The 24,322-nt window shown below is 49.3% G+C and carries 21 protein-coding genes; 18 read left to right on the forward strand and 3 right to left on the reverse strand.

The annotated features are described in order from the left end of the window. Positions 1-129: 129 nt before the first annotated feature. The 14 genes from BLQ82_RS09610 (at position 130) to BLQ82_RS09675 (ending at position 16,215) form a co-directional block, all read left to right on the forward strand. Complete coding sequence (locus BLQ82_RS09610; protein WP_062523841.1) at positions 130-1,257, forward strand: deoxyribonuclease IV; 1,128 nt, start codon at positions 130-132, stop codon at positions 1,255-1,257. Positions 1,258-1,305: 48 nt separating this feature from the next. Beyond that, positions 1,306-2,202: a formyltetrahydrofolate deformylase gene (gene purU / locus BLQ82_RS09615; RefSeq protein WP_062523842.1), complete on the forward strand. Its 897-nt coding sequence runs from the start codon at positions 1,306-1,308 to the stop codon at positions 2,200-2,202. 244 nt (positions 2,203-2,446) lie between these two features. After that, positions 2,447-3,307: a hypothetical protein gene (locus tag BLQ82_RS09625; RefSeq protein ID WP_062523844.1), complete on the forward strand. Its 861-nt coding sequence runs from the start codon at positions 2,447-2,449 to the stop codon at positions 3,305-3,307. A 21-nt stretch (positions 3,308-3,328) separates the two neighbouring features. After that, positions 3,329-4,393, forward strand: coding sequence for a CpaE/TadZ family protein (locus tag BLQ82_RS09630; protein ID WP_062523845.1), 1,065 nt, complete (start codon positions 3,329-3,331; stop codon positions 4,391-4,393). After that, positions 4,390-5,934 (forward strand): P-loop NTPase family protein, encoded by a 1,545-nt coding sequence (locus BLQ82_RS09635; protein ID WP_062523846.1) that lies wholly within the window; start codon positions 4,390-4,392, stop codon positions 5,932-5,934. The genes BLQ82_RS09630 and BLQ82_RS09635 overlap by 4 nt, the downstream gene beginning before the upstream one ends. Positions 5,935-5,947: 13 nt before the next feature. Next, a complete protein-coding gene (locus BLQ82_RS09640; RefSeq protein ID WP_062523847.1) occupies positions 5,948-6,997 on the forward strand; it encodes a hypothetical protein in 1,050 nt (349 codons plus the stop codon). 11 nt (positions 6,998-7,008) lie between these two features. Continuing rightward, on the forward strand, positions 7,009-7,878 hold the full coding sequence (locus BLQ82_RS09645) for a hypothetical protein (protein ID WP_062523848.1): 870 nt from the start codon (positions 7,009-7,011) through the stop codon (positions 7,876-7,878). An 88-nt stretch (positions 7,879-7,966) separates the two neighbouring features. Continuing rightward, positions 7,967-8,179, forward strand: a complete 213-nt coding sequence (locus BLQ82_RS09650; protein WP_062523849.1) for a hypothetical protein — start codon at positions 7,967-7,969, stop codon at positions 8,177-8,179. Between the two features lie 4 nt (positions 8,180-8,183). Next, positions 8,184-8,327: a hypothetical protein gene (locus tag BLQ82_RS31905; protein WP_020428330.1), complete on the forward strand. Its 144-nt coding sequence runs from the start codon at positions 8,184-8,186 to the stop codon at positions 8,325-8,327. Between the two features lie 15 nt (positions 8,328-8,342). Continuing rightward, complete coding sequence (locus BLQ82_RS09655) at positions 8,343-8,723, forward strand: hypothetical protein (protein WP_062523850.1); 381 nt, start codon at positions 8,343-8,345, stop codon at positions 8,721-8,723. Between the two features lie 20 nt (positions 8,724-8,743). Then, positions 8,744-9,241: a hypothetical protein gene (locus BLQ82_RS09660; protein WP_062523851.1), complete on the forward strand. Its 498-nt coding sequence runs from the start codon at positions 8,744-8,746 to the stop codon at positions 9,239-9,241. 181 nt (positions 9,242-9,422) lie between these two features. Continuing rightward, a complete protein-coding gene (locus BLQ82_RS09665) occupies positions 9,423-10,025 on the forward strand; it encodes a hypothetical protein (protein ID WP_062523852.1) in 603 nt (200 codons plus the stop codon). A 12-nt stretch (positions 10,026-10,037) separates the two neighbouring features. Beyond that, positions 10,038-12,311, forward strand: coding sequence for a hypothetical protein (locus tag BLQ82_RS09670; RefSeq protein WP_062523853.1), 2,274 nt, complete (start codon positions 10,038-10,040; stop codon positions 12,309-12,311). A gap of 19 nt (positions 12,312-12,330) precedes the next feature. Continuing rightward, entirely contained in the window at positions 12,331-16,215 is a 3,885-nt protein-coding gene (locus tag BLQ82_RS09675) for a glycoside hydrolase family 78 protein (protein ID WP_062523854.1), read from the forward strand. Between the two features lie 34 nt (positions 16,216-16,249). Here the strand turns inward: BLQ82_RS09675 and BLQ82_RS09680 are convergent, their stop codons facing one another. Further along, positions 16,250-16,894, reverse strand: a complete 645-nt coding sequence (locus BLQ82_RS09680; protein ID WP_208810785.1) for a hypothetical protein — start codon at positions 16,892-16,894, stop codon at positions 16,250-16,252. Positions 16,895-17,365: 471 nt separating this feature from the next. Between BLQ82_RS09680 and tkt the strand changes: the two genes are divergently transcribed. The 4 genes from tkt to BLQ82_RS09700 all read left to right on the forward strand — a co-directional run bounded on the left by tkt (position 17,366) and on the right by BLQ82_RS09700 (position 22,616). Then, positions 17,366-19,414, forward strand: coding sequence for a transketolase (gene tkt / locus BLQ82_RS09685; RefSeq protein ID WP_062523855.1), 2,049 nt, complete (start codon positions 17,366-17,368; stop codon positions 19,412-19,414). 34 nt (positions 19,415-19,448) lie between these two features. Further along, a complete protein-coding gene (ppnP, locus tag BLQ82_RS09690) occupies positions 19,449-19,766 on the forward strand; it encodes a pyrimidine/purine nucleoside phosphorylase (protein WP_062523856.1) in 318 nt (105 codons plus the stop codon). Positions 19,767-20,095: 329 nt separating this feature from the next. Continuing rightward, positions 20,096-21,496 carry a M14 family zinc carboxypeptidase gene (locus tag BLQ82_RS09695; RefSeq protein ID WP_280140360.1) on the forward strand — a complete coding sequence of 467 codons (1,401 nt, stop codon included), beginning with the start codon at positions 20,096-20,098 and terminating at the stop codon, positions 21,494-21,496. Between the two features lie 298 nt (positions 21,497-21,794). Continuing rightward, positions 21,795-22,616, forward strand: coding sequence for an alpha/beta fold hydrolase (locus tag BLQ82_RS09700; protein ID WP_062523857.1), 822 nt, complete (start codon positions 21,795-21,797; stop codon positions 22,614-22,616). Positions 22,617-22,619: 3 nt separating this feature from the next. Here BLQ82_RS09700 and BLQ82_RS09705 read toward each other — a convergent pair whose 3' ends face one another. Then, positions 22,620-23,102, reverse strand: a complete 483-nt coding sequence (locus tag BLQ82_RS09705) for a GNAT family N-acetyltransferase (protein WP_062523858.1) — start codon at positions 23,100-23,102, stop codon at positions 22,620-22,622. 182 nt (positions 23,103-23,284) lie between these two features. After that, the gene (locus BLQ82_RS09710) at positions 23,285-24,187 is read right to left on the reverse strand and encodes an NAD(P)-dependent oxidoreductase (protein ID WP_062523859.1); all 903 of its coding nucleotides are present in this window, start codon (positions 24,185-24,187) and stop codon (positions 23,285-23,287) included. Between the last annotated feature and the right edge of the window lie 135 nt (positions 24,188-24,322).

Raw genomic sequence — 24,322 nt, forward strand, 5'->3', positions numbered from 1 at the left:
TTCTCATCTAAAGTATAGCGCATTTCCAAAGTTTTGCGAAGCAGGAGCAGACGTCAAGAGCTTGCCTAGATTTATTTTCCCGATCACGGTAGAATAGGGGGTAATTCGTGAGGAAAGAGGGAATAAGGCATGCTTAAAATAGGTTCACATGTGTCCTGTGCGGACAAGGGTCTCCTGAGTGCGGCCAATGAAGCAAATGAGTACGGATCGACCTCGTTTATGATATATACAGGTGCACCGCAGAACACGCGCCGCAAGCCTATTGAATCGATGTATCCCGTTGAAGGCAAGCAGGCGATGAAGGATAATGGTGTGGAAGAAATTGTAGTCCATGCTCCTTACATCATCAACTTGGGCTCTTACAAGGACAGTACGTATCAATTGGCTGTTGACTTCCTCCAGGAGGAAATCCGCCGTACGCATGCGCTTGAGGTGAAGCATATCGTGCTCCATCCGGGGGCATACACAGACAAAGATGCTGAATATGGAGTGCAGCGGATTGCAGATGGCCTGAACGAGGTGCTTGGCGGTACGAACGAGACGGAAGTGCATATTGCTTTGGAGACGATGGCCGGCAAAGGAACAGAAGTTGGCCGCAGCTTTGAGGAGATTGCCTCCATTATCGACAAAGTCGTTCATAATGAGCGGCTGTCCATTTGTCTCGATACCTGCCACATCCATGATGCCGGATATGATATTGTCGGTGATCTGGACGGTGTGCTGCAGCAGTTTGACCAGATCATTGGCCTGAGCCGGCTGGGTGTAATCCATATCAATGACAGCAAGAATCCGCGTGGTGCAGGCAAGGACCGCCATACTCCGATTGGCTCGGGCTACATTGGCTTTGAGACTATCAACAATGTAGTCCATCACGAAGCCCTTGCAGGTCTGCCGTTCATTCTGGAGACTCCTTGGATCGGGAAAGATGCGAAGAAGCTGCGCCCGATGTATGAGGTGGAAATTGCCCTGCTGCGAGGCACTGTGGCTGAACGGTTCGGGGCGGAGTTTCTGAATGAGGTGGAAGAGCTGCATGCTTTTTTTGCCAAGCAGGAGCTTGATCCCCGCCAGTACGTGCTGAATGTATGGGAACTGCTGAAGAACGATGCCAAGGCCAAAAAGGCAGATCCGCGTGAACCGCTGGAACGTCTGTATGATACGGTTGCTGCCGCACAGCTGTTTCCTCAGCTTAGTGAAGAAGCGGTCAATCAACGGCTGATCGCTTGGCTGGCAGGCAAGCAGCTGCTCGTGAACGCTTAAAGCCAAATTAAAGATTGCGCAAGTAGATGAGAGGATGGAAAGAGAATTATGGAATTGCATGTAAAAAGAGAACATTCCTCAAGCGGACAATACCCCAACCGGGCGCGCATGCTTATCTCCTGTCCTGATGGACCGGGAATTGTGGCTGCTGTATCGCATTTTCTGTACCAGCATGGTGCGAACATTGTCCAGTCGGATCAATACACCATGGACCCGGATGGCGGAATGTTCTTTATGAGAGTGGAGTTTGACCTGCCCAAGTTGGATGAGCGGATTGATGAAGTGCGTTCGGTCTTTGGCGGGGTTGCGGAACGGTTCAAGATGGACTGGCAAATATTCAATGTAAGCCAAAAGAAAAGGCTAGCTATCTTTGTCTCCAAAGAGGATCATTGTCTGGTTGAACTGCTCTGGCAGTGGCAGGCCGGGGATCTGGATGCAGATATCGCTCTGGTTGTCAGCAACCATACAGATATGCAGGCATATGTGGAGTCCTTCGGCATCCCCTTCCACCATATCCCGGTGACGGCGGATACCAAGGCAGAAGCGGAGCAGCGCCAGCTTAAGGCCATCGGAGATGACATTGACGTTATTATTCTGGCGCGCTACATGCAGATTATCTCGCCCTCGTTCATAGAGCATTACCGCCATCGGATCATCAACATCCATCATTCATTCCTTCCGGCGTTCGTAGGCGGCAAGCCCTATGCCCAGGCCTATCAGCGCGGGGTGAAGATCATCGGTGCAACGGCCCACTATGTCACTGAAGAGCTGGACGGCGGTCCAATTATCGAGCAGGATGTGCAGCGGGTCAGCCACAGCGATGATGTAAATGAGCTGAAACGCATCGGACGCACGATCGAGCGGGTCGTTTTGGCCCGGGCGGTCAAATGGCATATCGAAGACAGAATTCTTGTCCATCACAACAAAACCGTGGTTTTTAATTAATTGAATAATCTCCGGTGAACATGCGCAGCCTTTTCCCTGCATGGAACAGTGTGTACTGTTCACCGGAATCCTTCTTCAGCCGGGAGCCTGCTCCCGCGGTTATCCTCAAGCTCCGTACCTCACATTGATAATCTAATACTTTTCTCAACAACAAGGTGAAAAAGCATTTTACCAGCATTTTGGCTCTCTCTGCCAAGGTGTATTTTGTCATGCTCATCAACGCATTTATAAGGGGGTAAAAGGCTTGGCTTCACAGCGGGGACATCTGTTAAGACGCAATTATTTATTTGCTTTTCTCATTCTGGTTATCGGCTTCGGCGGACTGCTCGGCTACGATCTATACTTCAAGCCGTATGTGCTGTCGCAAACTGTGGTCAAGATCAAAGTGGCAGAGGGCAGCTTTTTGCCCAAAAATTATGAACTAAAACCAAGTGATCTCTATCTGGATTCCGTCCAGACCAAGGATATCCCTTCAGGGGTGATTACGGAAGTCAGTCAGGTGGAGCACAAGATCACAAACGTAATTTTAACGAACGGAAGTATTCTGACGGCATCATTGGTGGATGTCAGTGACCTGGAGCCGCAGCAGGATGAGGGGATTTTTCCTATTCCCAAGGAAGCCATCTATGCAATCAACGGTTCGCTGCGCAGTAGAGACAAGGTGGATATTTATCTGGTCGAAGGTGATTCAGGTAATCAATCGCGGAGTGGCGGTTATAGCTCTGCAGCAGCAGGTAGAACAAACTCTAGCACTGCCGGAACACCAGCGGGGGGAGGAGAAACCGCAGAAACAGCAGCAAGCGCTGGAACCGCGGGAGCAGCAAGCACCGTAGGAGCCGCAAAAACAGCAGGTGCAGCAAACACCGCAACCCCACAGCCTTCCGCGCCTGCACGTAAAGTATTCCTAACCGGAGTCACAGTTAATTATGTAAGGTCGGAAGACAACAACGATGTTCAGGATTCGGAGAATGGCAACACGAACAACCGTTTCACCTCAACCGGCAAGGTGGCAGCACCTGAGCTCAAGCTGAAAAAAAACGACGGCGAGCTGCTGGGGCAATATTTGGAGCAGGGGAAGAAGCTGTGGATTGTACGTGTAGAGTAAAAGTGAAGGGAGGCCAATGTGATGAAAATATTCAGTTTTGGGATGGATCAGCTCACGATTAATGAGATCAAGCTTGCCGGGTTCACGGTAGTTACGCAAAATGTCCTGCCCGAACCTTCCCAGACTCAGGGACAGATGTTGATGGTTACCAGTGAACAGGTCCCGGTGACAGCTTTGAGTGAGCTGCGGCAGGGCTATCCGAACTCCTCCATATTATATGTTTACCGGCAAAAGGGTGTAAGGAGCTATCAGGCCATCCATATGTTCTGCGAAAGTCTGGGGATTTTCTTTATCCCGCCGCGTTCTACATCTTCAGCGATTGTGGAGAAGCTGCGTTACATTCTGGAGGAGGAGCGTGAGGAGCGCGGCAATCTTGTCGGTTTTTTCGGCTCCGGCCCGGGTATTGGCTGTACGAGTGTGGCCAAGCTGTTTGCCCGGCGGATTGCCGCTGCGGGACAACGTGTGATTCTGCTCGGCCTTGATCTGTACGATCCCGGATTCGACCGCCAGACGGCGGTCAGCCTCGACAGGCTGCGGCCCCGGATGACCGGCAAAATGCTGCAGTCCGCAGACTTTGAAGGTTTGGTGAAGCAGGAGGGTTACGCTTATCTGCCTGGCAATTTTGACTACTTAAGCGTTCAGGACTATCAGGAAGAGGAAATTGAATATCTGCTGGCCCAGGCTGCCGGGAATGCCGATGTGGTGGTTGCTGATTTCGGATCGATTCCCGAGAGTGCAGCATGGTATGTGGGGATGCAAAAATCAGCCCTGCGTTTGATTGTCACACACCCGAGACACGAATACCGGCTTCAGCCGCTAATGGAGCTTGCCGGACATATGGACCTGTATCCGCAGGATTTCCAGTGGATTATCAACCGCAGCAATGTGGAGGAAATGACCTCGCCCAAGAATCTTGTACTCCGCTTTGGCAGTGAGATTTTACTTGAACTGCCCTATTATCAGCCGTTTCAGGATAGTCTTCCCCTGGGCAAAAGAGAGCTTCAGCATATAGACGACAAGGTACATGCGCTGCTGGTATCCCTGGGCCTGGCGCCGGAAGCCCGAAAGAAGGGGATTTTTCAATGATTGAATACCGGCAAGAGATTTTGCGCACGAAGTGGAATCAGGCACAGGTTCAGCGTGAAGAACAAGGGATGGAGCAGGTACATAAGGCGGTCTGGCTGCCGAATCCACATGACAACCGCAGGCTGTTCTCCCTGAAACAAAGTGTGCTTCGCACCAGCAGGCCAGGCAAAGAGGATTTTTACGGTTTTCTGCAAAAAATGAAAAGCGACATGAACGCCGGGCTGGAGCGGGAGGATGACGGGTACTTTGAACTGAATGCGAAGGCGCTGACCGGCGACCCGCAGGCAGTCAGCTTTTTTATGAATGTGATTGAGAAATATCTGCGCAAAACACCGTTTACCGGCAAGGTGCCGGAAGCATACGGGACAGCAGCAGAAGCGCTGTTTCACGAATGGAAGGGATTCGGGCCCGCGTACCGCTGGTTTACCGACCGGGCCTATAGCGAATCTACCGGGCTGCAGATGATCGGACGGCAGATTTTTTACAACCATCGGGGCAAGTTTGTGGTGTATCCCTATGAAATGCCCTCACTGGACCGGGTGGAGCAGCTCAAACGCTCTTTGCTGAAAAGCGATCCCGATAAGAAACTCAACAAGGATAATCCTTCCGTAGAGTTCAAAATGGATGATCCGCTCTGGCCCGGCCGCTTCATCCGGCTCGCGATTTGGGTGTCTCCCAGAGTGTGGGACGGCTTCACCACGATTTCACTGCGGCGGCAGGTGGTCGAGTTTCTGGATCTGGAGGATCAAGCCGGTACGGAATGTATTCCTGCGGAAGCCATTGAGCTGATCCGCGCCCTGTCGGGTACGTTCCGCAACACCATTATTGCCGGAGCGGTCGGATCGGGCAAAACTACCTTTGCCAACACTGTTGTGGGTGAGCAGCTGCTTGGATCTTCTTCGTGTATGGGAGTGGTGATGATTGAAAAACATCCGGAGTCGATTTTGCCGTATCAGATCAAAGGCCACCGGATTATTCCGATTCAGGCAGCCAATGAGGAATTGATGGAGGTCGGGGTAGAGTCGCTGCGGCATGATCCGAACATTCTCTACATGACGGAGATGCGCTATAACGAATGGGAATTTTATCTGTGGAGCGGCGAAAAAGGCTATGACGGCATTACAGGCACTTTTCATACTGTGGATTCGGAGGACATTCCTTATCAGGGAGCTTTTGCGGTATCCACCCGGATCGGCGGCAGTCTGAAAGGCCATCTGATCTCTGCGCTTAAATCCTGTGAGCTGGTATTTATTCTGGAAAGCGTAGCGGACGGAAAAAAACGGCTGGCCCGGATCTCCGAGGTCTATTATGACGAAGCTGCAAACTCCGTATTTGCCAATGATCTGATGCGCTGGGAAGAAGAACAGTCCGCCTGGAGCTATAATGACAAGCTGACGGCTGGCCTTATGCGCAAGATGAAGAAGAAAAACCCGCGCGCTTCACGGGTGCTTTTGCAGGAGTTGGGACATCTGGCTGCGGAGAAACCGATGGATGAGCCGCTGAAGGAGAGCCTCAAATCAAAGATTGTTTTGAACGAATGAAGGGGGACAACTCGTGGAGCTGTTATTTTATGTGCTTCAGACTGCCTTTCATTTATTGATTATCGGTGGCTTGTGGCTGCTGGTGAAGCCATTCATTGAGAGGCAGCTGCGCCAGCTTGGACAAAAGATCGACCAGCGGATGAGCCTGCGCATAAGTCTTTTTGGTCAAAAGGTCAGCAGCAATAAGCAAAGGAGGTGGCTGTACCGGCATTTGGACGATCTGCTCTATTTTGCCCAACGTAAATATGAGCCAGGAATTAGTGTTATGCGTTTTTCCCTCCGGACTCTGTTTGTGTTCATCGCGGTATTTCTCACAGGACTGCTTACTCTAAGAGAGCTGCCGGGGCATTTGAGCTTCAGCAATCCGTTTTTGGAAGGTATCAGCTTAGATAACCGGCTTCCGGTTCAGGGATCGTGGCGGTTTCCGCTTTTTGTGGCAGTCATCGCAGCCAGTATTCCCTATTTGCGGACGAGGTATCTCTACGCGCAGCGGAAGGTGCATGGAAGCTACGATCTGCTGGATGTAATCAAAATCGCAACCAAGTTCACACACCTGTCGGTGGACTCGATTTTATCTAAGACTGCTGACTTCCTGACAGAAGAAAGTGTGCTGAAGACTCCACTCAGACTGCTTGGAGCGGCATTTGCCAACTACAGCAATGAACAGGAGTTGACCCTTGAGGCAGAACGGTTTGCTGGAGCTATCGGAACTACCTTTGCTGTGGAATTTGTCTCGGATTTGCTGTACTGCGAGAAAGAAGGCACCCGTTACCTGAAGAACACGCTGATGATGCTAAGCCGGTCCATGGAGCAGCAGCGGGAGACGATTCTTACGGTGAAGGCAGGGAGCAGGGATGCGATCAGTCTCGGGTTGTACGGCAATCTGGTGGTGCTGGTATCATCCGTCGGAACCTTTATTTATATGCTGAAGCCGGATGTCTATTTCAAACTGCAGTTTCAGACCACGGTTGGCTTAACCTTTTTGATGATTATTATATCCGGGCTGTTCATTTCTTTCATGATCAGTACCATACTCGCCAGGCCAAAGCTGGACTACCACTAAGGTGATGAATTATGGATAGACTTTTACTTTTGATTGCAGTACTGGGACTTGTATACCTCTCATTGCTCGTTTTTGTGAGCAGCAGCACCAGACAGGAGCGTTATCTTCTCCGGCTTGGTGCCAGATGGAAGACACTGGGAGAACGCATGCACAATGAGCGGCTGCAGCAGCTTCTTTATAACAGCGGCATCACCATTTCCGCAGGCAAAATCACACTGTTCCGCTATTCGGCGGCCCTGATATATGTGCTTGTTCAAGCGGCAGGTGACTTCCTGCGGTCTGTGCCTTTTTCCATCTATGATCTGCTTGTTGCCGTTCTGATTTTGGCGGTTACCAGTCCACTGAGATATCTTCCGCTGGGGTGGCTGCTGGCCTGGATGCATCAGAAGACGCTCATTCAAAAAGACGGGGAGCTGATCTCCTTCATCCGCCTCTATGAGAACAACCGGCTGCGCAAACGGGGATATGTGCAGTTTGGGGCCTTTTGCGCCGGAACGGCAGGACATTTCAACTACATCCGTCAGGATTTGTATGAGCTGTCAGAGCGGGCGGTAGATGAGGGGACGGAACGGGCCATTGAATGGTTTTGCGGTAAATTTCCGGACAACCACGCGTTCATCAACGACATTCGCTCTATTTTGCTGGCAACGGAAGGTATGGATGACGATACGGAAGCGGCCAATTATCTGCGGGAGCAGGGGAAGATCATTGCCAAGATCTCCAGCGATCAATATTTGAAAAAATGGTCCTTCATCGGCGACGTCTCTACCATCATCAACGTCATTCCCTCCATCGCCACTTTTCTGATGATCGTATCGCTGGCGATGCAGTACATTTTGCTGATCAAAGAGAATTTTAATGGGGTTGGGCTGTTTCAGTGAGTTGAACGCGGTCCAGCAACCAAGAATGAAATTTTTGTTCTATTCAAGAATCCAATAAAAACATAAAATGAAAAGGGAGATATTAACAATGAAAAAAGACGCTATATCTACTGGATTGTTCATCGCTATCGGTTTCCTGTGTGTTGCCATCGTAATTGCTATTTTGATTCCGGTTGTTCGGGATGTCATTAACTCTGCGGACGACAACAGACCGACAATCCCGGGAGTGACTATGGTTCAACCGGCAGAGTTAGCTCCATCAGCTACAGTCGCCAATACTGAGTTCCATACTGCGGTCTAAGACGATGAAAAAAGACTCGATCTCAGTTGCCATGTTTCTGGCGATCGGTTTTGTGATTGCGGGAATGTTCATCGCGGCGGCAACGAACATCATCGGCAGCAGTCAGGACGACATCATCACACACACCAAACAAGTCGAGCAGTATTAAAAGGGGGCGTGGGCATTGAAGGCTACCATCCTCCGGGCATTATTCATGTGGCTTGTCTTGTTTATAATCCTACAGCCCATCTTCACCTATATTGATTATCTGCTAGATTTGCAGGTCAAGGCCAACACATCCTATATTACCCAAAAAGCAGCAACGGAGGGGATGGTCACGGCTTCAATGAGGAATGAGGTCATCTCTAACCTAAAAGCTGTCGGATTTCCTGAAGGTTCGATTCAAATCACAAGCAGCACAGAGACCTTGCAGGAGCGCAAGCAACGCATGGATGTGTATATTTCAGCACCCAGAATGAATCTGTTTCCGTACAATTTTTCCGGGGTGTCACAGCCCACGCGTTATTACGGGCATGGGTCAATCATGAGTGAGTATCTCGACTGATTAAGGGATGAACCTAATCTATGGACTATATTATTAAGCTCGCATTTGTTCTAATGATCTTCATCTATTCCTGGTTTTTTCAGATTCAGAATCAGGAATGGGACATGCTGCGCAGTATGCTCAAGGATGCCAATAACATTGCTGTCCATGACGCATCACAGGAGCTGAATGAGTCCGCACGGGCACAAGGCCGTCTGATTATCGAACCCGCTGAAGCATTTGCCGCCTTCCGGCAATCTCTTCAGGCAAATCTGGGACTGGACGACGGCCTGTCCCCCCTGGCGGGGAGCCGGCTGCAAGCTCAAGTGAAAATCGTAAAGTTCGACATTGTTGATCAGTCCAGCGGAGTTACCTTTCCTTTTCTCTATGAGGACAGCAATTATGGCATTACCAAATACATACAAGGTCCGTCCGTGATTGCCGTCATTGAGACGGCTCACCCGGTGCTGATCTCCCGTGCGAAAGTCCAGGAGGCCATAATCGTGCCTGCCGTGCAGGAGTACAAAATGAATAAGTGATTTAATGAAGCGTGCGGACTTTTTTGGCTCTGGCCGCCTTTGATCCAGCGTGCCATTATCGGTTTAATGGTGATTGCGCTCCGGCATATCCGATGAGCATTAATTGAAATGGTCAACCTGATCCGAGGCGAGCCATTTGCCGGCTGCACATACATATCAAACATTTAAGGGAGAGATTTCTATGATGAAGACAGTAATAAAAGTAACGCTGGCAGCAACGATGATGTTCAGTTCCATATTGATTCAAGGAGCAGTAATTAATACAGCATCCGCAGCGGCCAGCCAGTCACAACCAATAATGACAGACAATCTAAGCAAATATGGTTTGAAAAAGGACGTAGAGCTGCCGGTAACAGTGACTGCGGGTGGTCTTAGTTATACGTTGGAGAAGATCATGATCTATGATGCCAAGTCGAAGGATACTCTGGCACTGGCCAAGAAGTATGGGTATGACCTGAACAACGCTAAGTATTTTATTTGGACAAAGATTACCGTGGAGAATAAAAGTGGAAACCTTGTTCAACAGAATGCTAAGGATCTAAGTGACAAATGGCGTCTGAACTTTGGTGGATTGGTGAATGGCGATGCCTCAGCGGCTATGCCGGAGGTTAGCTTTTACAAACCAAATAGCAAAGAAGCGCTTTGGGATTGGAGTTTAAAGCCAGGGGAAAGGATTACTACCTATCAAGGATTACGTTATTCAGGAAACTTTAATCATTTTGTTATCTGGTTGGATAACAAAAGCGCTTCTGCCACCGAGTATATTGTGAAAGAGAAGGACTAGGGAGCATAGCAGATGAAACCAAAGAAATTATCGATTACTTCTCTTATCATCGCTTGCTTGGTATTTATGCCGACCTTAATCTATTCTGCACAAGCAGAAGGAGCCAAGCAAGGCAGTGTCAGCGTGCCGGTGACAAGTGGCTTAACTGGATCGGCCAATAGTGCGAAGACCTTTTATCTTGATTTGCCTAGCGGAGTCACCAGTTCCGCGATAAAGATGGGTACTCTCAAATACTCCGGAAACAATAGTGTCGTAGGAGCGATCAGCGTCGAGAACGGGAAAATCAAGGTCACGCTGAAAGGTAACTTGAAGGATGAGACATTTCCTGTTGTGGGGACTGATGGCGATCCTGGAAAATCATTTGTAACCAACCCAGGAAATTCAATCTGGCGGTATGCAGATGGACGCCGCTGGCAAATTAATAATTATGATGAATACAGAGACATCAATACGTTTTACAACGCAGCTGCAACTGATTTCAGTACACCCTCAACTAATCCACCAACTAAAAATGTAACCACTAAATCTATTAACATTGTACTGCCCAATTCGGCAACATGGTTTCGAAAGGATAACACATTAGTTCCCTTTAGTTCTGTCAATGAATCCAGTATCAAAATGAAACTAGGAACGCTTTTAGATGGGGCTAAAGGGTCTGGTGGTCTCAAAAACGGGAAAGTCGTCATCACTTATGAAATTCCCACAGCAAACGTAAGACCAGAACAAGTTTCGGATAATTTTGAAAAAGGACAGTGGGTAGAAGGACGTCTATACTTTGTTAATCAACCCTACTACTACGAAGCTCAAGCCAAACTCACCTCCTACAGCTATGCCGGCACAGTCACCTTCGATTACTCCCCTCCCGACCAAGCTACGCTAAACGGAACGGCTACGCTGGAGAAGCCAAGCCCGAACCCGATCAAGCTGGAGGGCAGCAAAGTAGATGTGAAAATCAACGTCAAAGGGGAGCTATTAGGTTACACGGATTCCTCTAACATCGAGGAATGGGTGTTTTACGCCAAGGAGAAGAATGGCACGAGCAAGGCCGATATGAAAAAAGAGTACAGCAAGCAACTTACCGCATCAAAGAGTTTTGACTTCTCAATCCCGGCCAGTCGGGTCGTCAATGATAATTTCAAGCAAGACTATACCACGACCGTCGTCATTCGATTTAAGAAGCCTGTGGTTACCAAGACCGGGACCATAACATCTCTGGAGCAGAGCATGGAAGTCTCTGCCGGTGTGTACAAGAAGGATAACCCAGTCAGCTATCCATCCGTACCCAGTACACCGACCAAGCCGGAAGGCAAGCCTCCTATCGCCCGCATCACCGCACCTAAGTACATCAAAGCCGGGGCTGACATGATGGTATACGGGGGGAATTCCTCCGATCCGGACGGATACATCACCGACTATGGTTGGGGAACTCCTGGAGCAGAAGGCGGGATTGAAAATACGGCCAGAGGTTATGTCTGGTATACACGGGATAAGGTCGGAGAGACTTTTCCAATTACCCTGACCGTTGTTGATAATGACGGTATGACCGGAAGCACCAGCACAGAAGTGACGGTCATTGAGCCTAGGCCAGCGGCAGACCTCGAAATCAGCGGATCGCTTAAGCAGAACCGGAAAACCACATTGACCAACAGCAGTTCAAGTCCTACCCGGTTTCCGATTATTAAATCTAGGACGCAGGTCACGATTAGTGCAGTCAGCGGAGGCACGAATGCGGATATTAAGTACAGCGGCAGCTTGGCCGAGCTGGAGAGTAAAGATGTACTTTTTAGGAAACCAGGGAAATATAAGGCGACCATTCACGTGGAGAATACGGCCGGGTATGCTTCAGACAAGGAGATTACCTTCGATATCGTTCCCGATGAATCCCCAGTTGCTTACTTTGCAATGCCTATAGGGGCCTATAGGGACCCGGCTAATGGAAATAAAGCAGTCATTTCTATTGATGATATGTCTTTTTCTTCGGACAAAGATAATATCATTAAACGGATTTGGGAATATCGCTACGATTCTAATAACAACGGAGGTTTCACAGATGAGAGCTGGGTACAGTTCAGTGACGAAAACAAAACTCGCCTAAACTTGGAGCTGTATCAGGTGGGGAAGTATGAGGTACGTGTTACCGTCATTGAAGAGTTTGGCCAGCCGACGATTGAGGATTTTGTCACCGATGCCGATAGGCTGCGGACTGGCTCTGAGGCTACCCAGAATGTTATCGAGCGAATAGTCGAAGTAAATAACCGCCCACCTGAAGTAGATTGGGATTTTTAAGTGGAGAAAGGAAAGACATATGAAACGTTTGTTTAAGGAAAGCATCATTTTATTTTTTTGTTTTGCTTTACTCCTTCCTTTCTTGCCACGACCAGCATTAGAGGGGGTAGGACTCGGAACAGTCGCGCAGGCGGCAGAGGACGACATCATTTACTATCGGGATATCACCTTTGAAGCCGGACAAGGGGGGCACGGAAACCAGGATGATGCAATCACTTTAGACTTTCCAGCCCTCAAGGTTATCAATATTAAATACAATAAAACCACTAAAAGATTGACCTATGATATTGCACCTGGAGCCAACATGCGGGTCCATTTGAACAGCAGTTATGGTACAGAACGAATTATGACCAAGATGTGCTCTTCTATCTATACCAAGAAGGGGTATGAATACGAAAAAATGGATCAGTATGGGGCAGATGAGTCCTGGTTTTGTCGTGAAACCCCATACTCTTCCTACTATGATCGTTATTGGCCAGCGGATTTCGGAAACTTGTATAGTTTTGTCCCTTATGAGGAGCGGTATAAACCTTATGTTGACTTTGATTTATCTAACATAAGAGAGAAGATGAAAGTAACTGCACCGAACGTATACTTTCAAGGTTCTAATGACATTGAAGAACAAGACATACGTCCAGGATTAGCTGGAGATCCGGAATTGTTCAGAATTAGAATAGTTGTTCATACAGACTTTCTTGCGGGGGACCCTTACGGGGTCGGCTATACACCGGCCTACTGGACTCCATATATGACAAGGACGGTTGAACTCATACCCAATCATCCACCTTCTTTATCCGTGGGTACACCTAATGGAATAACGTTAGTCAATGCTCCCAATTTGAGCGGAGTCAATATTGAGGGATATGTCAGTGATCCGGATAACGAAGATGTAACGGTAACCGCTGAAATACCCAATGTCTTATACAAGAAGACCGTTGTACCTCAAGCCAGGTTATCGAAAACTTTCAGTATACCGATAGACGCGATTCAAGATTCTTTGCCGCCAGGGACGTACACAATGAATATCACGGCATCCGACCCCTCTGGAATGACAGCAAAGGCATCGCTCACGATTAATGTTAAACAGCAAATGAGAAACAAGTCCTTTGTACTCGTTAATACACCTGTAGAAACGAAAACGAAGTTCTTTGACTCCGAGGGTGATGCTAAACATGGGGAGCGCTACAGATTCGATCATGATCCGTACTTTTTTGATAATTCCATGGGTATCATCGGAGATTCCGGGTTGTGGCGCAGTTCTGTCTACTCTTCCTTCCCCTATAGCGGAGTGTACGTGGCTACTTTTCAGGGCCGGGACAACCCCAAAAACGACGACCGGTTCGACGTTTACCGGAAATGGAGCCGGGACAATTTGTCATCAATGACGTTCCATGTCCACCGCAAACCGATTGCCTTGTTCAGCGCCAAGCTGATGGGCGGAATGTTGCAGATAACCGACAGCTCTTACGATTTAGATCATATTACTGCATCTAATAAAGGGCTGATGGACTGGCAATGGCAGTATAAGAAGACAGAAGGGCAAGTCTGGACGGATGGGTTTCCTCCGGCGCAGCTGCCGAGCAGTGACCAGTATGATATTCGCTTAAGGGTGAGAGACGTAGATGGTGAAAATGGGGCTGGTGTGTGGAGCGATTGGTCGAAGCAAACCGTTGGAGCGGCCTTTAACTTACCCCCGGTAGCACTCTTTACCTTGGAGCCGAGCATCGTGTCTTACCGAAAAGCCACAAGCATTATAGACAAGTCCTTTGATCCGGATAATGATCCGCTCGATGTGTATTACTGGATTGTAAATAAGGATGGTTGGCAGCAGGTATGGAGTCATTGGGGCGGTGCTAACACACCTCCGAACATCGCCGCATACGGAGTCGGGACATATCAGTTGACCTTACAGGTCCATGATAACCGCGGACTTTGGTCGGAACCGTATACACAAACCGTGAAAGTGATTAATCATCCCCCTGCAGCGGCCTTTAGCATGCCAACGGAAGTGTACCGGGATACACTCATCGCGATGGAGAATATGACACCTGATCCGGACGAAGACGGCGATGTATTGAGCTACGGTTGGAACGCAAGAATAAATAACAGCCCATATTATTATTCCGGAGGTAACCGAAATCAGGTGATGACCATCCGGGACTTGATTACACGCAGTGGAATATCACAGCAGCAAGCCATATCGGATGGCTGGGAAATGCGTCTGACAGCTTCAGATGGAACACTTTCCTCTAATGCAACTAGAAATTTTACTGTTTTAAACCATGTTCCTACAGCAGCCATTAACGGGCCTGCGACGGTATATCAGTTCGACACGAAGCAGTACACATCGTCTGATAATGATGGAGATCCATGCGACATGGCCAGTCTTCAATATTTTTGGAAGGTGACGGATAGTGACGGGGCCACCAAATTATACAAGACCCCCAACATCGAAATCAGTTTCCCGAATTCGGGTATTTACACCCTGGAGCATTGGGCCGTGGACCAGATCGGGGCCAAGTCGAACATCGACACGCTAAAGGTCAACGTTATGAAGAACCTGGCTCCATCAATGACGATAACTTCACCTGATGGCACATCGGAGAACCCTTCCGTGCTAGATGCTGAGAAGCAAGGAGATCCGTTGGTAGAGTGGACATACTCCGATCCGGAGAATGACCCGCAGGAAAAGTACCGGCTGGAGTTTTTTACAAAGGAAGGTATATTGGAAAAAAGCGTGGAGATTGCAGATAACACCGGCTTGATCCGCCAGTATCAAGTCCCTAACCCAACGTTTAATCGCTTCGAATATTTCACTGTATTGGGGCGGACATATTCTAAAGGTTCCTGGTCCGAGATTTCGAATGAAAAAATGTTCATCATTGATAACCCGCCAAAGCCTGGATTCACCTTAATCACCGACACCGGAAAGGATGCCACAAAGGTACCGATCTATCGGACGGATATTCTCAACATCAAAAGCACGGCTACAGATTTAGATGAGCCGAAAGGAGATACTATCAGCTATAAGTATACGCTTAAACCTGAAAACGGAACGGAAGGACTCGCCAGCACCCAGGGTGATTTCACGAAGAAATTTGCTTCTAATGGACTTTTTACGTATCGTCAAGTCGTTACGGATTCGCTAGGGCTCTTCCGTGAGATTACACATAGCCTCACGGTTGTAAACCGTCTCCCGAAAGTGAATATCACGTATCCGACTAGCGATAACCAGGCCAAGCCAACCATTGTCAGTACGCTTAAGCCGATCATCAAGTGGGATTACCAGGATGATGACGGCGACCTGCAGCAGCGCTATAAAGTACGCATTATCAATTTGGCCACAGGCGCAGTAAAGGTGCAGTCAGGTGAACAGGTGTCCAGTGCTAAGCAGTGGCAGGTGCCCGCTGGAGCGCTTGCAGAGTATGAAAAGTATGCGGTAGAGGTTGAGGTTTTTGACGGCTTTGACTGGAGCGCGATTTCTCTGCGGAAATATTTTATGGTCAATCTGTTAACGGTAAAGGGCGGAGTCAAGCACACCGAGGAGTGGAACGCTAACCGCCAAGCCTTTAATCTGAAACAAAGCGGAGATCCGGAAAGTCCGCGCGCTTATAACGTGTATTGGGCAGGAGAAGCCTTTGTGCTGCAAGCGAAGACAACCGGTCTTCCAGATACAGTTCAGGTAACGATGACGGGCGGGTATACAACGCAACTCACCCCGGCCAATAGCGACAAGCTCATTTGGGATGGACAACTCTCTGATCCTTCTTTTGAGAAATTACCAAATGGGCCGGTTACGTTCACCTTTACGGCTACAAATGAGTATCAAACAAAGGTAGATACGGTGACAGTGGTCATTTCTGAAGATTGGACGGAGTATTTCCGTAGTCATAGAATAAAGTGAAATGTGAGGGGAACGTATAGCGGGTGGAGGGGCTTTAGACGACTCCCTCTACCCGCTCTTCCTGCAGCCGCATCATCCGTGACGCAACGGAGGCCTGAACTGCAGATCCGGAATGATGAATACCTGAAGTATGGACTTTCTTTCCGTGCGCTCTGCGCATGTAATAGGAGAGCTTGCCGCTGAAGATTTTATGCGCGCGCAGTGATGAGGCGAAATCTTCGGGTGTTACAAAGCAGGAGGGCTTGGCAACGGGATGAACTGCAGATTTTTCGAATACAGAAGCGACAAAATGGGAGCAGAAATAGGCATCTTCCCGGTTGATTTCCACATTGAGCAGAACACCAATTAAGCCTAACAGATGGTATTTGTAGCGGTCCTGCTGCTCCATCATGCCTTTCACATGGTTGTACATCTTTTCATATTCTGTTTTGCTCACACTGAGCTGATAGACAGCGCAGTCCGCACTGCTGTAAAAAGGGTGCACAAAATCCTCGCGGATCAGCCCCGCGGCAAAGGGGTTATATGCTTTTTTTCGTCCGAAGCTGTACACCTCACTCAGCTCCTTGTCAAAAGCAATCGAAGCGTGATTAAGTTCAGCTCTGGTAAACCATTTAATAATTCCGCTAAAAGCAGTGCCCGTTCCGGTAAGCACAACATAGATATTTCGATTTGCATTCATCTTTGAGATTCCTTTCTGCTGGAAATGGTGTTAATCCGGTTAATCGCTTGCTTAAGTAATTCCATCTTACTGTATATTCCAGTGTTGTAAAACAAACTTTAGTCTTATTCAGTTACTGGACCAAAGGCTAAGCCGGAAACTGGTCCTATGCACGTTGCAGGGATTATCAATGGGTTTTGAATGATTGGTATATTTTAAAGTACAGCGCTTTCTTTATATCTATCATACTCTACATTGGCTGAAGCGGCTTTTTCTTTTTCATAGAAACGGGCTGTTTTTTTGCTGCATTAAGGCTTGGCCCACTGCAAGGCCTCTGGGAAAATAAATGAATAGAAATGAATAGATTTGGCTGAAGCCGCAAAATATAAGCTGTTCGAACATAGGGTCTGTAAAAACAATTGGAATTGCTTCCACATTAGTGATACAATAATAGTCAAAATGACATTCTTGATTACGAGGAGGATTATTTTCATGACTGAACAGGCAAAAGAACAAGCAATCCATAAAGAAGAAAACTCCACTGTGGATAACCTGGCCATCACGACGATCCGCACACTTGCCATTGATGCGATTGAAAAAGCGAATTCCGGCCACCCGGGAATGCCAATGGGTTCAGCTCCAATGGGGTATCAGCTGTTTGCGAAGACTATGAATCATAATCCGGAACACCCGACTTGGGTCAACCGTGACCGCTTTGTGCTGTCCGCAGGACACGGTTCCATGCTGCTGTACAGCCTGCTGCACCTTAGCGGCTATGATCTGCCGATGGAAGAACTGAAGCAATTCCGCCAATGGGGCAGTCTGACGCCGGGACATCCGGAGTTCGGCCACACTGCAGGTGTTGATGCGACTACGGGTCCGCTTGGACAAGGTATCGGTATGGCAGTAGGGATGGCGATGGCTGAAGCTCAGCTCGGCGCTACCTATAATAAAGGCGGCCATAATGTAATTGACCACTATACGTACGCAATCTGCGGCGATGGCGATTTGATGGAAGGGATTTCCTCCGAGTCCGCTTCGCTTGCCGGTCATTTGAAGCTTGGCAAACTGATTGTGCTCTACGATTCCAATGATATCTCGCTGGACGGCAAGCTGAACCTGGCGTTCTCCGAAAATGTAGCGAAACGTTTTGAAGCTTACGGCTGGCAGGTTCTGCGTGTGGAAGACGGCAACGACCTTCCGGCAATCAGCCAAGCGATTAGCGAGGCGCAGGCCGAGAGCGGCAAACCGACCTTGATCGAAGTGAAGACCGTCATCGGCTACGGCAGCCCGAACAAGCAAGGCAAAGGCGGCCACGGCGGTACTCACGGTTCCCCGCTGGGAGCAGATGAAGCGAAGCTGACGAAGGATTTTTACAAATGGGTATACGAAGAGAACTTCTATGTGCCAGATGAAGTCCGGGCACGTTTTGCTGAAGTGAAGGAAAAAGGCATTGCCGCCAACAAAGCATGGGATGAGAAATTCGCTGCTTACAAAAAAGCATACCCTGAGCTTGCGGCTCAGCTGGAAAAAGCCCTGAACGGCGAGCTTCCTGAAGGCTGGGATGCTAATCTTCCGTTCTACAAAGCCGAAGACAAAGCGGTTTCCACGCGTGTTGCTTCCGGTAATGCTCTGAACGGACTTACGGCAGGTGTTCCGCAGCTGGTGGGTGGTTCCGCCGACCTCGAAAGCTCGACAATGACCCATCTGAACGGTCTTGACCAGTTCACTCCGGATTCTTACGACGGCCGTAATATCTATTTCGGCGTCCGCGAGTTCGGTATGGCTGCGGCGATGAACGGGATTGCCCTGCACAGCGGCCTTAAGGTATTTGGCGGCACCTTCTTCGTATTCACCGACTACCTGCGTCCGGCGGTTCGACTGGCTTCGATTATGAAGCTGCCGGTAACCTACGTGCTGACACATGACAGTATCGCTGTCGGTGAAGACGGTCCTACCCATGAGCCAATTGAGCAGCTTGCATCCCTGCGCATCATTCCAGGTCTTACGGTTATCCGTCCGGCTGACGGCAATGAAACCTCTGCAGCCTGGGCATATGCAATGGAAAATACATCAAATCCGGTAGCGCTGGTGCTTACCCGCCAAAACCTGCCGATCCTGCAAGGCACCGTAGACGGAGTGCGCGACAACATCAAACGCGGCGGTTATGTGGTTTCCGATTCCAAGAACGGTACACCGCAGGCGCAGATTATCGCAACAGGCTCTGAGGTTCAATTGGCCGTAAAAGCACAGGCCGCTCTTGCCGAAGAAGGCATCGATGTCCGTGTCATCAGCTTGCCGAGCTGGGATCTGTTCGAGAAACAGGATAAAGCTTACCGTGATTCCGTTATCCTCCCTGAGGTCAAAGCCCGTCTGGCTATCGAAATGGCGCAGACCTTCGGCTGGGAACGTTACACTGGCGATCAGGGCGATATTCTTGGCATTACAACCTTCGGTGCTTCTGCACCTGGCGATACGGTAATCAAAGAATACGGCTTTACCGTGGAAAATGTAGTCAGCCGCGTCAAAGCCCTGCTATAATAGACGGATTAAGGACAAAGGGGAGAATAAGCAGATGAGTCAGTTCACCAACGCAACAATTCAAAAAGCAGCTAATATTTATTACGATGGAAAAGTTACCAGCCGCACGGTTACTTTGCAGGATGGCACTAAGGTGACACTTGGCATCATGCTGCCTGGAGTATATGAGTTCGGTACGGAAGGTCCCGAGACGATGGAAATTCTGTCCGGCGAGCTGAAAGTACTGCTTCCCGGTACAGATGTGTGGAAAGACATCAAAGGCACAGATACCTTCCACGTTCCCGGCAACTCCAAGTTTGCGCTGGAAGTCTTTGCATTAACTGATTATTGCTGTTCTTACCCGGTTTTGTAATTGAATCTATAGGATGAAGTGATGTCCCGGCAGCTTCGGTTGCCGGGGCACTTTTTTTTGTTTACATAGATGAATCTACCAATTATTAATATTGACGGCTTAAGTTACCTTCTCATATACTTCCACTAGCTACTAGAGAGATTAACTCTTCTCAGTCAGATTGAATGGGGGATGGGAATGTGATAAGGACATGCTTTTGCAAGGAAATACATAAGGTTACGCTAGGTTTTTTCAGTTTTATGCTACTAGGCTCATTATTCATCATTACAGGACCGATACAGGCATCGGCAAACATTGTGAACCCCAACCAGGTATATTCCTATACTGTGATGCAAAGGGATATTGAAAGATTAGTGAAGGCATACCCTGATCTGGTATCTGCAGAATCGCTGGGACAAACCGCCTATGGACGGCAGCTGTGGGCTGTGAAGCTGGGCCGGGGGGAAGCCGTGCTGTTTCTTAACGGGTCGCATCATGCCAGAGAATGGATGACAAGTACGTTGTTGATGAAAATGATCGATACATATGCCCAAGCCTATTATAGCAATGGGGAAATTGCGGATTATAACGTACGCAGCTTACTGGATAAAGTCAGCATTTGGGTGGTTCCGATGGTAAACCCGGATGGTGTTACCTTATCCCAGCAGGGTACAGCGGGGCTGCCGGTGAATCTGGCCCAAACGCTGCGCCGGTATAACGGAAACAGCACTAATTTTTCCCGCTGGAAAGCAAATATGCAGGGAATTGACCTTAACCGCCAGTATCCGGCGAGGTGGAGTACGATTACGGATGCGGTGAAGTATCCATGGTATCAGAACTACAAAGGACAGAAGCCGGGGCAAGCTCCTGAAGTGCAGGCGATGATGGATTTTACACATAAGATTGATCCGGAAGTTACAATTTCCTACCATAGCTCCGGGGAAATCATATTTTGGCACTTCAACACGTTGAACAGCAATCTGACCCGTGACAAAACGATGGCCCGGGCCCTGGGCAGCCTGACGGGATACTCTCTGGTGACTCCACAGAAGAACCCTTCTGGCGGCGGCTATAAGGATTGGTTCATTCAGGAGTATGGCCGGCCCGGGTTTACGATTGAAATTGCAAATTATGCCGGTGAGAGCAGTGTTCCGTTAAGGCAGTTTAGCGGAATCTGGTCTGAGAACAAGGAAGTTGGGCTGTATTCCGCGCTGCAGTCCTATTCGTTATGGCTGGGGAAGCAGAAGATCCAATATCTGCAGCAAACCATGAGCCTGCTAGCAGGAACGGAACTCTATGCTACAATCGGGGCTGCAGCCGGCGGGACCAATCTGCAACCGCAAAATATTCAGGTTATTGCACGGAAGGGTGACTGGTACCAGGTTCAAGCAGATAAAGGGCTGGGATGGATCCACCCATCTCCGGGAAAGCTGGCGATTATCGAGGAAATCACGGCCACTGCTGAATTAAAAGTGAGCGCACCCGCTTATAAATATCCGGATGACTTCTCCCCTAAGGTTACCGTTCTCGCTCCGCAAACCGTCCAGGTCTCGGGAAGATGGGGAACCTGGCTGTTGGCCTCGACCCCCGGCGGGCAGTGGTGGATTGACGGGCGAAAGGCAGAACTCAAGTGGCCGATAGAGGAAGCTGCACAAAGTACAGCAGTTGATGCTGATACAACGGATGCCGATCCAGCGGCCGCTGTTGAGCAATCCGGGCAAACACCGCCAGAACCTGGATATACCCCATAAATCGCAAACAAGTTCATATTGGATGTACCTATAGAGCCCTGCTATTAGCGGGCTTTTTTGGTTCGAATGTACACCATATATGCTGAGCGCTGCATTGCATCCTTCCATTTCTTGCTGAAACGGGACCCGCTATCTTTGGAGGAACATGAAGCCACGTTTACTTGTTTTTCATGTATATGTACTTGCCAGTCAAACGGAAATTTGTTATCCTGTAACAGGAACATATGTTTGTGATTATGGAGAATATTATTTTTTTCAGTTGTTTATTCTAATTCCAGATATGCATAGGAGTGAGATTATGCTGTATTCGGATAACTACATAACGTTTAACTATGAAGAGGCCGGAGAGGGCAAGCCGATGCTGATCCTTCACGGTAACGGCCCGGATCACCGGATGATGATGAGTTGTATGGAACCTCTATTCTCCAGTCAAGACCAGTATAGACGGATCTATGTTGATTTGCCTGGGATGGGAATGTCACCTGCCGCAGAATGGATCCGTTCTTCGGATGATATGCTGCGTGCGGTCAAGATGATGATTGAAGTGTTAATACCTAATGAACGTTTTCTTCTTGTAGGCCAATCCTACGGCGGTTATCTGGCAAGAGGACTGCTGGGAGAATACGCGGAGTTAATCGATGGTTTATTTCTTCTCTGTCCATGTGTAGTTGCTGAATCCTCCAAGAGGGAGCTCCCACCGCACCAGGTGATGGTCCAGGATGCTGAATTGCTGGAAGAGTTGAGTGCAGCGGACAGAGAGGAATTCATCTCCATTGCAGTTGTGCAGGATAGAACTGTATGGGAGCGGTACAGCCATGAGATACTATGCGGCCTCCAGTTGGCGGACAAAGCCTTCATGGAGCGGATAATAGCGGACGGCGGCTATCCCTTCAGCTTTGATGCAGATGCTATCGCCCCCTTTGGGAAGCCAAGTCTGATCCTCACAGGAAGGCAGGATTCAATGACAGGATATAAGGATGTCTGGAAGCTATTGGATTCCTTACCACACGCGACGTTTGCGGTTCTGGACCGTGCCGGTCATAATCTGCATCTGGAGCAAGAAGAGCTGTTTAAGGCAATGGCAAGAGAATGGCTCTCAAGAGTAAGCAGCGAGAACTGAACATCAGTCTGAATGCTGCTTCATCCGTTCATATTGAATAAGCGTTATGCCGCTTTCTTCGGTTTCAACTTCAGCGGTCTGCACAAAGCCAAGCTTTTTATAGAAGTAGTGGTTCCTGACCGCCCATGAGGGGGTGTCCAGTGTCCATTTATGCGCGTTGGGGAATGTGCTGAATAAGAAATGAAAGACATGCTGGCCATACCCCCGGCTCTGATACAGCGGGTCGATGAAGATTCTGCCCAGGTGATATTCCTGTCCGCCCGGTGAAGCGAATACAAGCATTCCGCCGATGATGTGCTCATCAGCAATCAGCTTGTAGTATAGGCCTTTTTCCATCATCTCGCGCTGCCATGAGCTGGAGTCATATCCCGGTGGCCCGTCTTCAGCCTTGTTCTGAAATCGGCGTGCATCCTCATCAAAGGTTCTTTTTTGGACTTCCGCTAACTGGGCAGCATCCTGGGGTTCGGCTAAAACAATGGATAGCATCTAATTGTCCTCCTTGGTGTTTTAGGTAAGTTCCATTTGTTGCTCTGCTGGAGGCAAATGGGCAAAGCATCCGGCCGGGCAGATCAGCTCCGGTAACTACAGCAGCAGAAGACGCAGCCTACACTGCGGCTGCGTCCGACTTCACTTTGCTAGGGTTTCAACTTAAGCGGGAGCCTGGGAGCCTATTCCTTGCTTGCGTCCCCGCCGATCTTCTGGCCAATCCATTCCTCATAGGATTTGACCACTGCAGACAGATCTTCCTCCCCGTAACCGTGGTTGAACCCGGCCTGGAACATGCTTTTGGCGACACCAAGCATGGGGGAGGGCACGCCTGTGGAGTCGCTGAGCGAGGAGGCCAGCTTGAGATCCTTCAGCATCAGCGCAAGGGAGAACTCGTTGCTGAAATCATTGTCTATGATCTTCTGGCCTTTCAATTCGGCTTGTTTGCTGCCGGCTGACCCATTCTTCACCAGCTCCAGGAACTTGTCTGCGGGAACGCCGGACTTCACGGCGATGGAGAAGCCTTCGGCGAGCGCGACATTATGAATGCCGACCATGGCGTTGTGAGCCAGCTTAGCGACAGCGCCGCTGCCGTTGCCGCCCATATGCAGGAGCAGTCTGCCCATGGAGTCGAAGATATCGCGGTGCTGCTCAATGACCCCGGCGCTGCCCCCAACCATAAACACCAGCGTGCCTTCGATAGCCGCAGGTTTGCTGCCGGTTACCGGCGCATCCAGGAAACTTCCGCCCCGCTCCTCCACGGCTGCGGCAATTTCCTTAGCCAAACCGGGGGAAATCGTGCTGGAATCCACAACCGTGGTCCCAGGCTTAAGGACAGCCAGGATGCCGCCGGTGCCGTAGAACACCTCACGGATGGAATCATCGTTGCTGATCATGGTAATAATAACATCCTTGCCTTCGGCGGCATTTTGCGGCGTTGCGGCCACCCGGGCACCCTCTGCTCTCAGAGGTTCACTTTTGCTTGCTGTCCGGTTGTACACGGTAACCTCAAATCCGCTGCGCAGCAGGTTGGAAGCCATAGGTGCCCCCATCGTTCCGAGTCCGATAAAGCCGATCTGTTTCATTCCGTTTCCACCTTCGCTCTTTGAAATTGCATGCTTTTATATATTCTATCACGGCACCCTGGCTTGTTCCACAAAACGGTCCTTTGCTCTATGCAGCAAGCGTTTCCACGAAACTTCCGAAAACATGGTTCAAAA

This window comes from Paenibacillus jilunlii, assembly GCF_900102965.1.
Taxonomy (GTDB): Bacteria; Bacillota; Bacilli; order Paenibacillales; family Paenibacillaceae; genus Paenibacillus_AQ; species Paenibacillus_AQ jilunlii.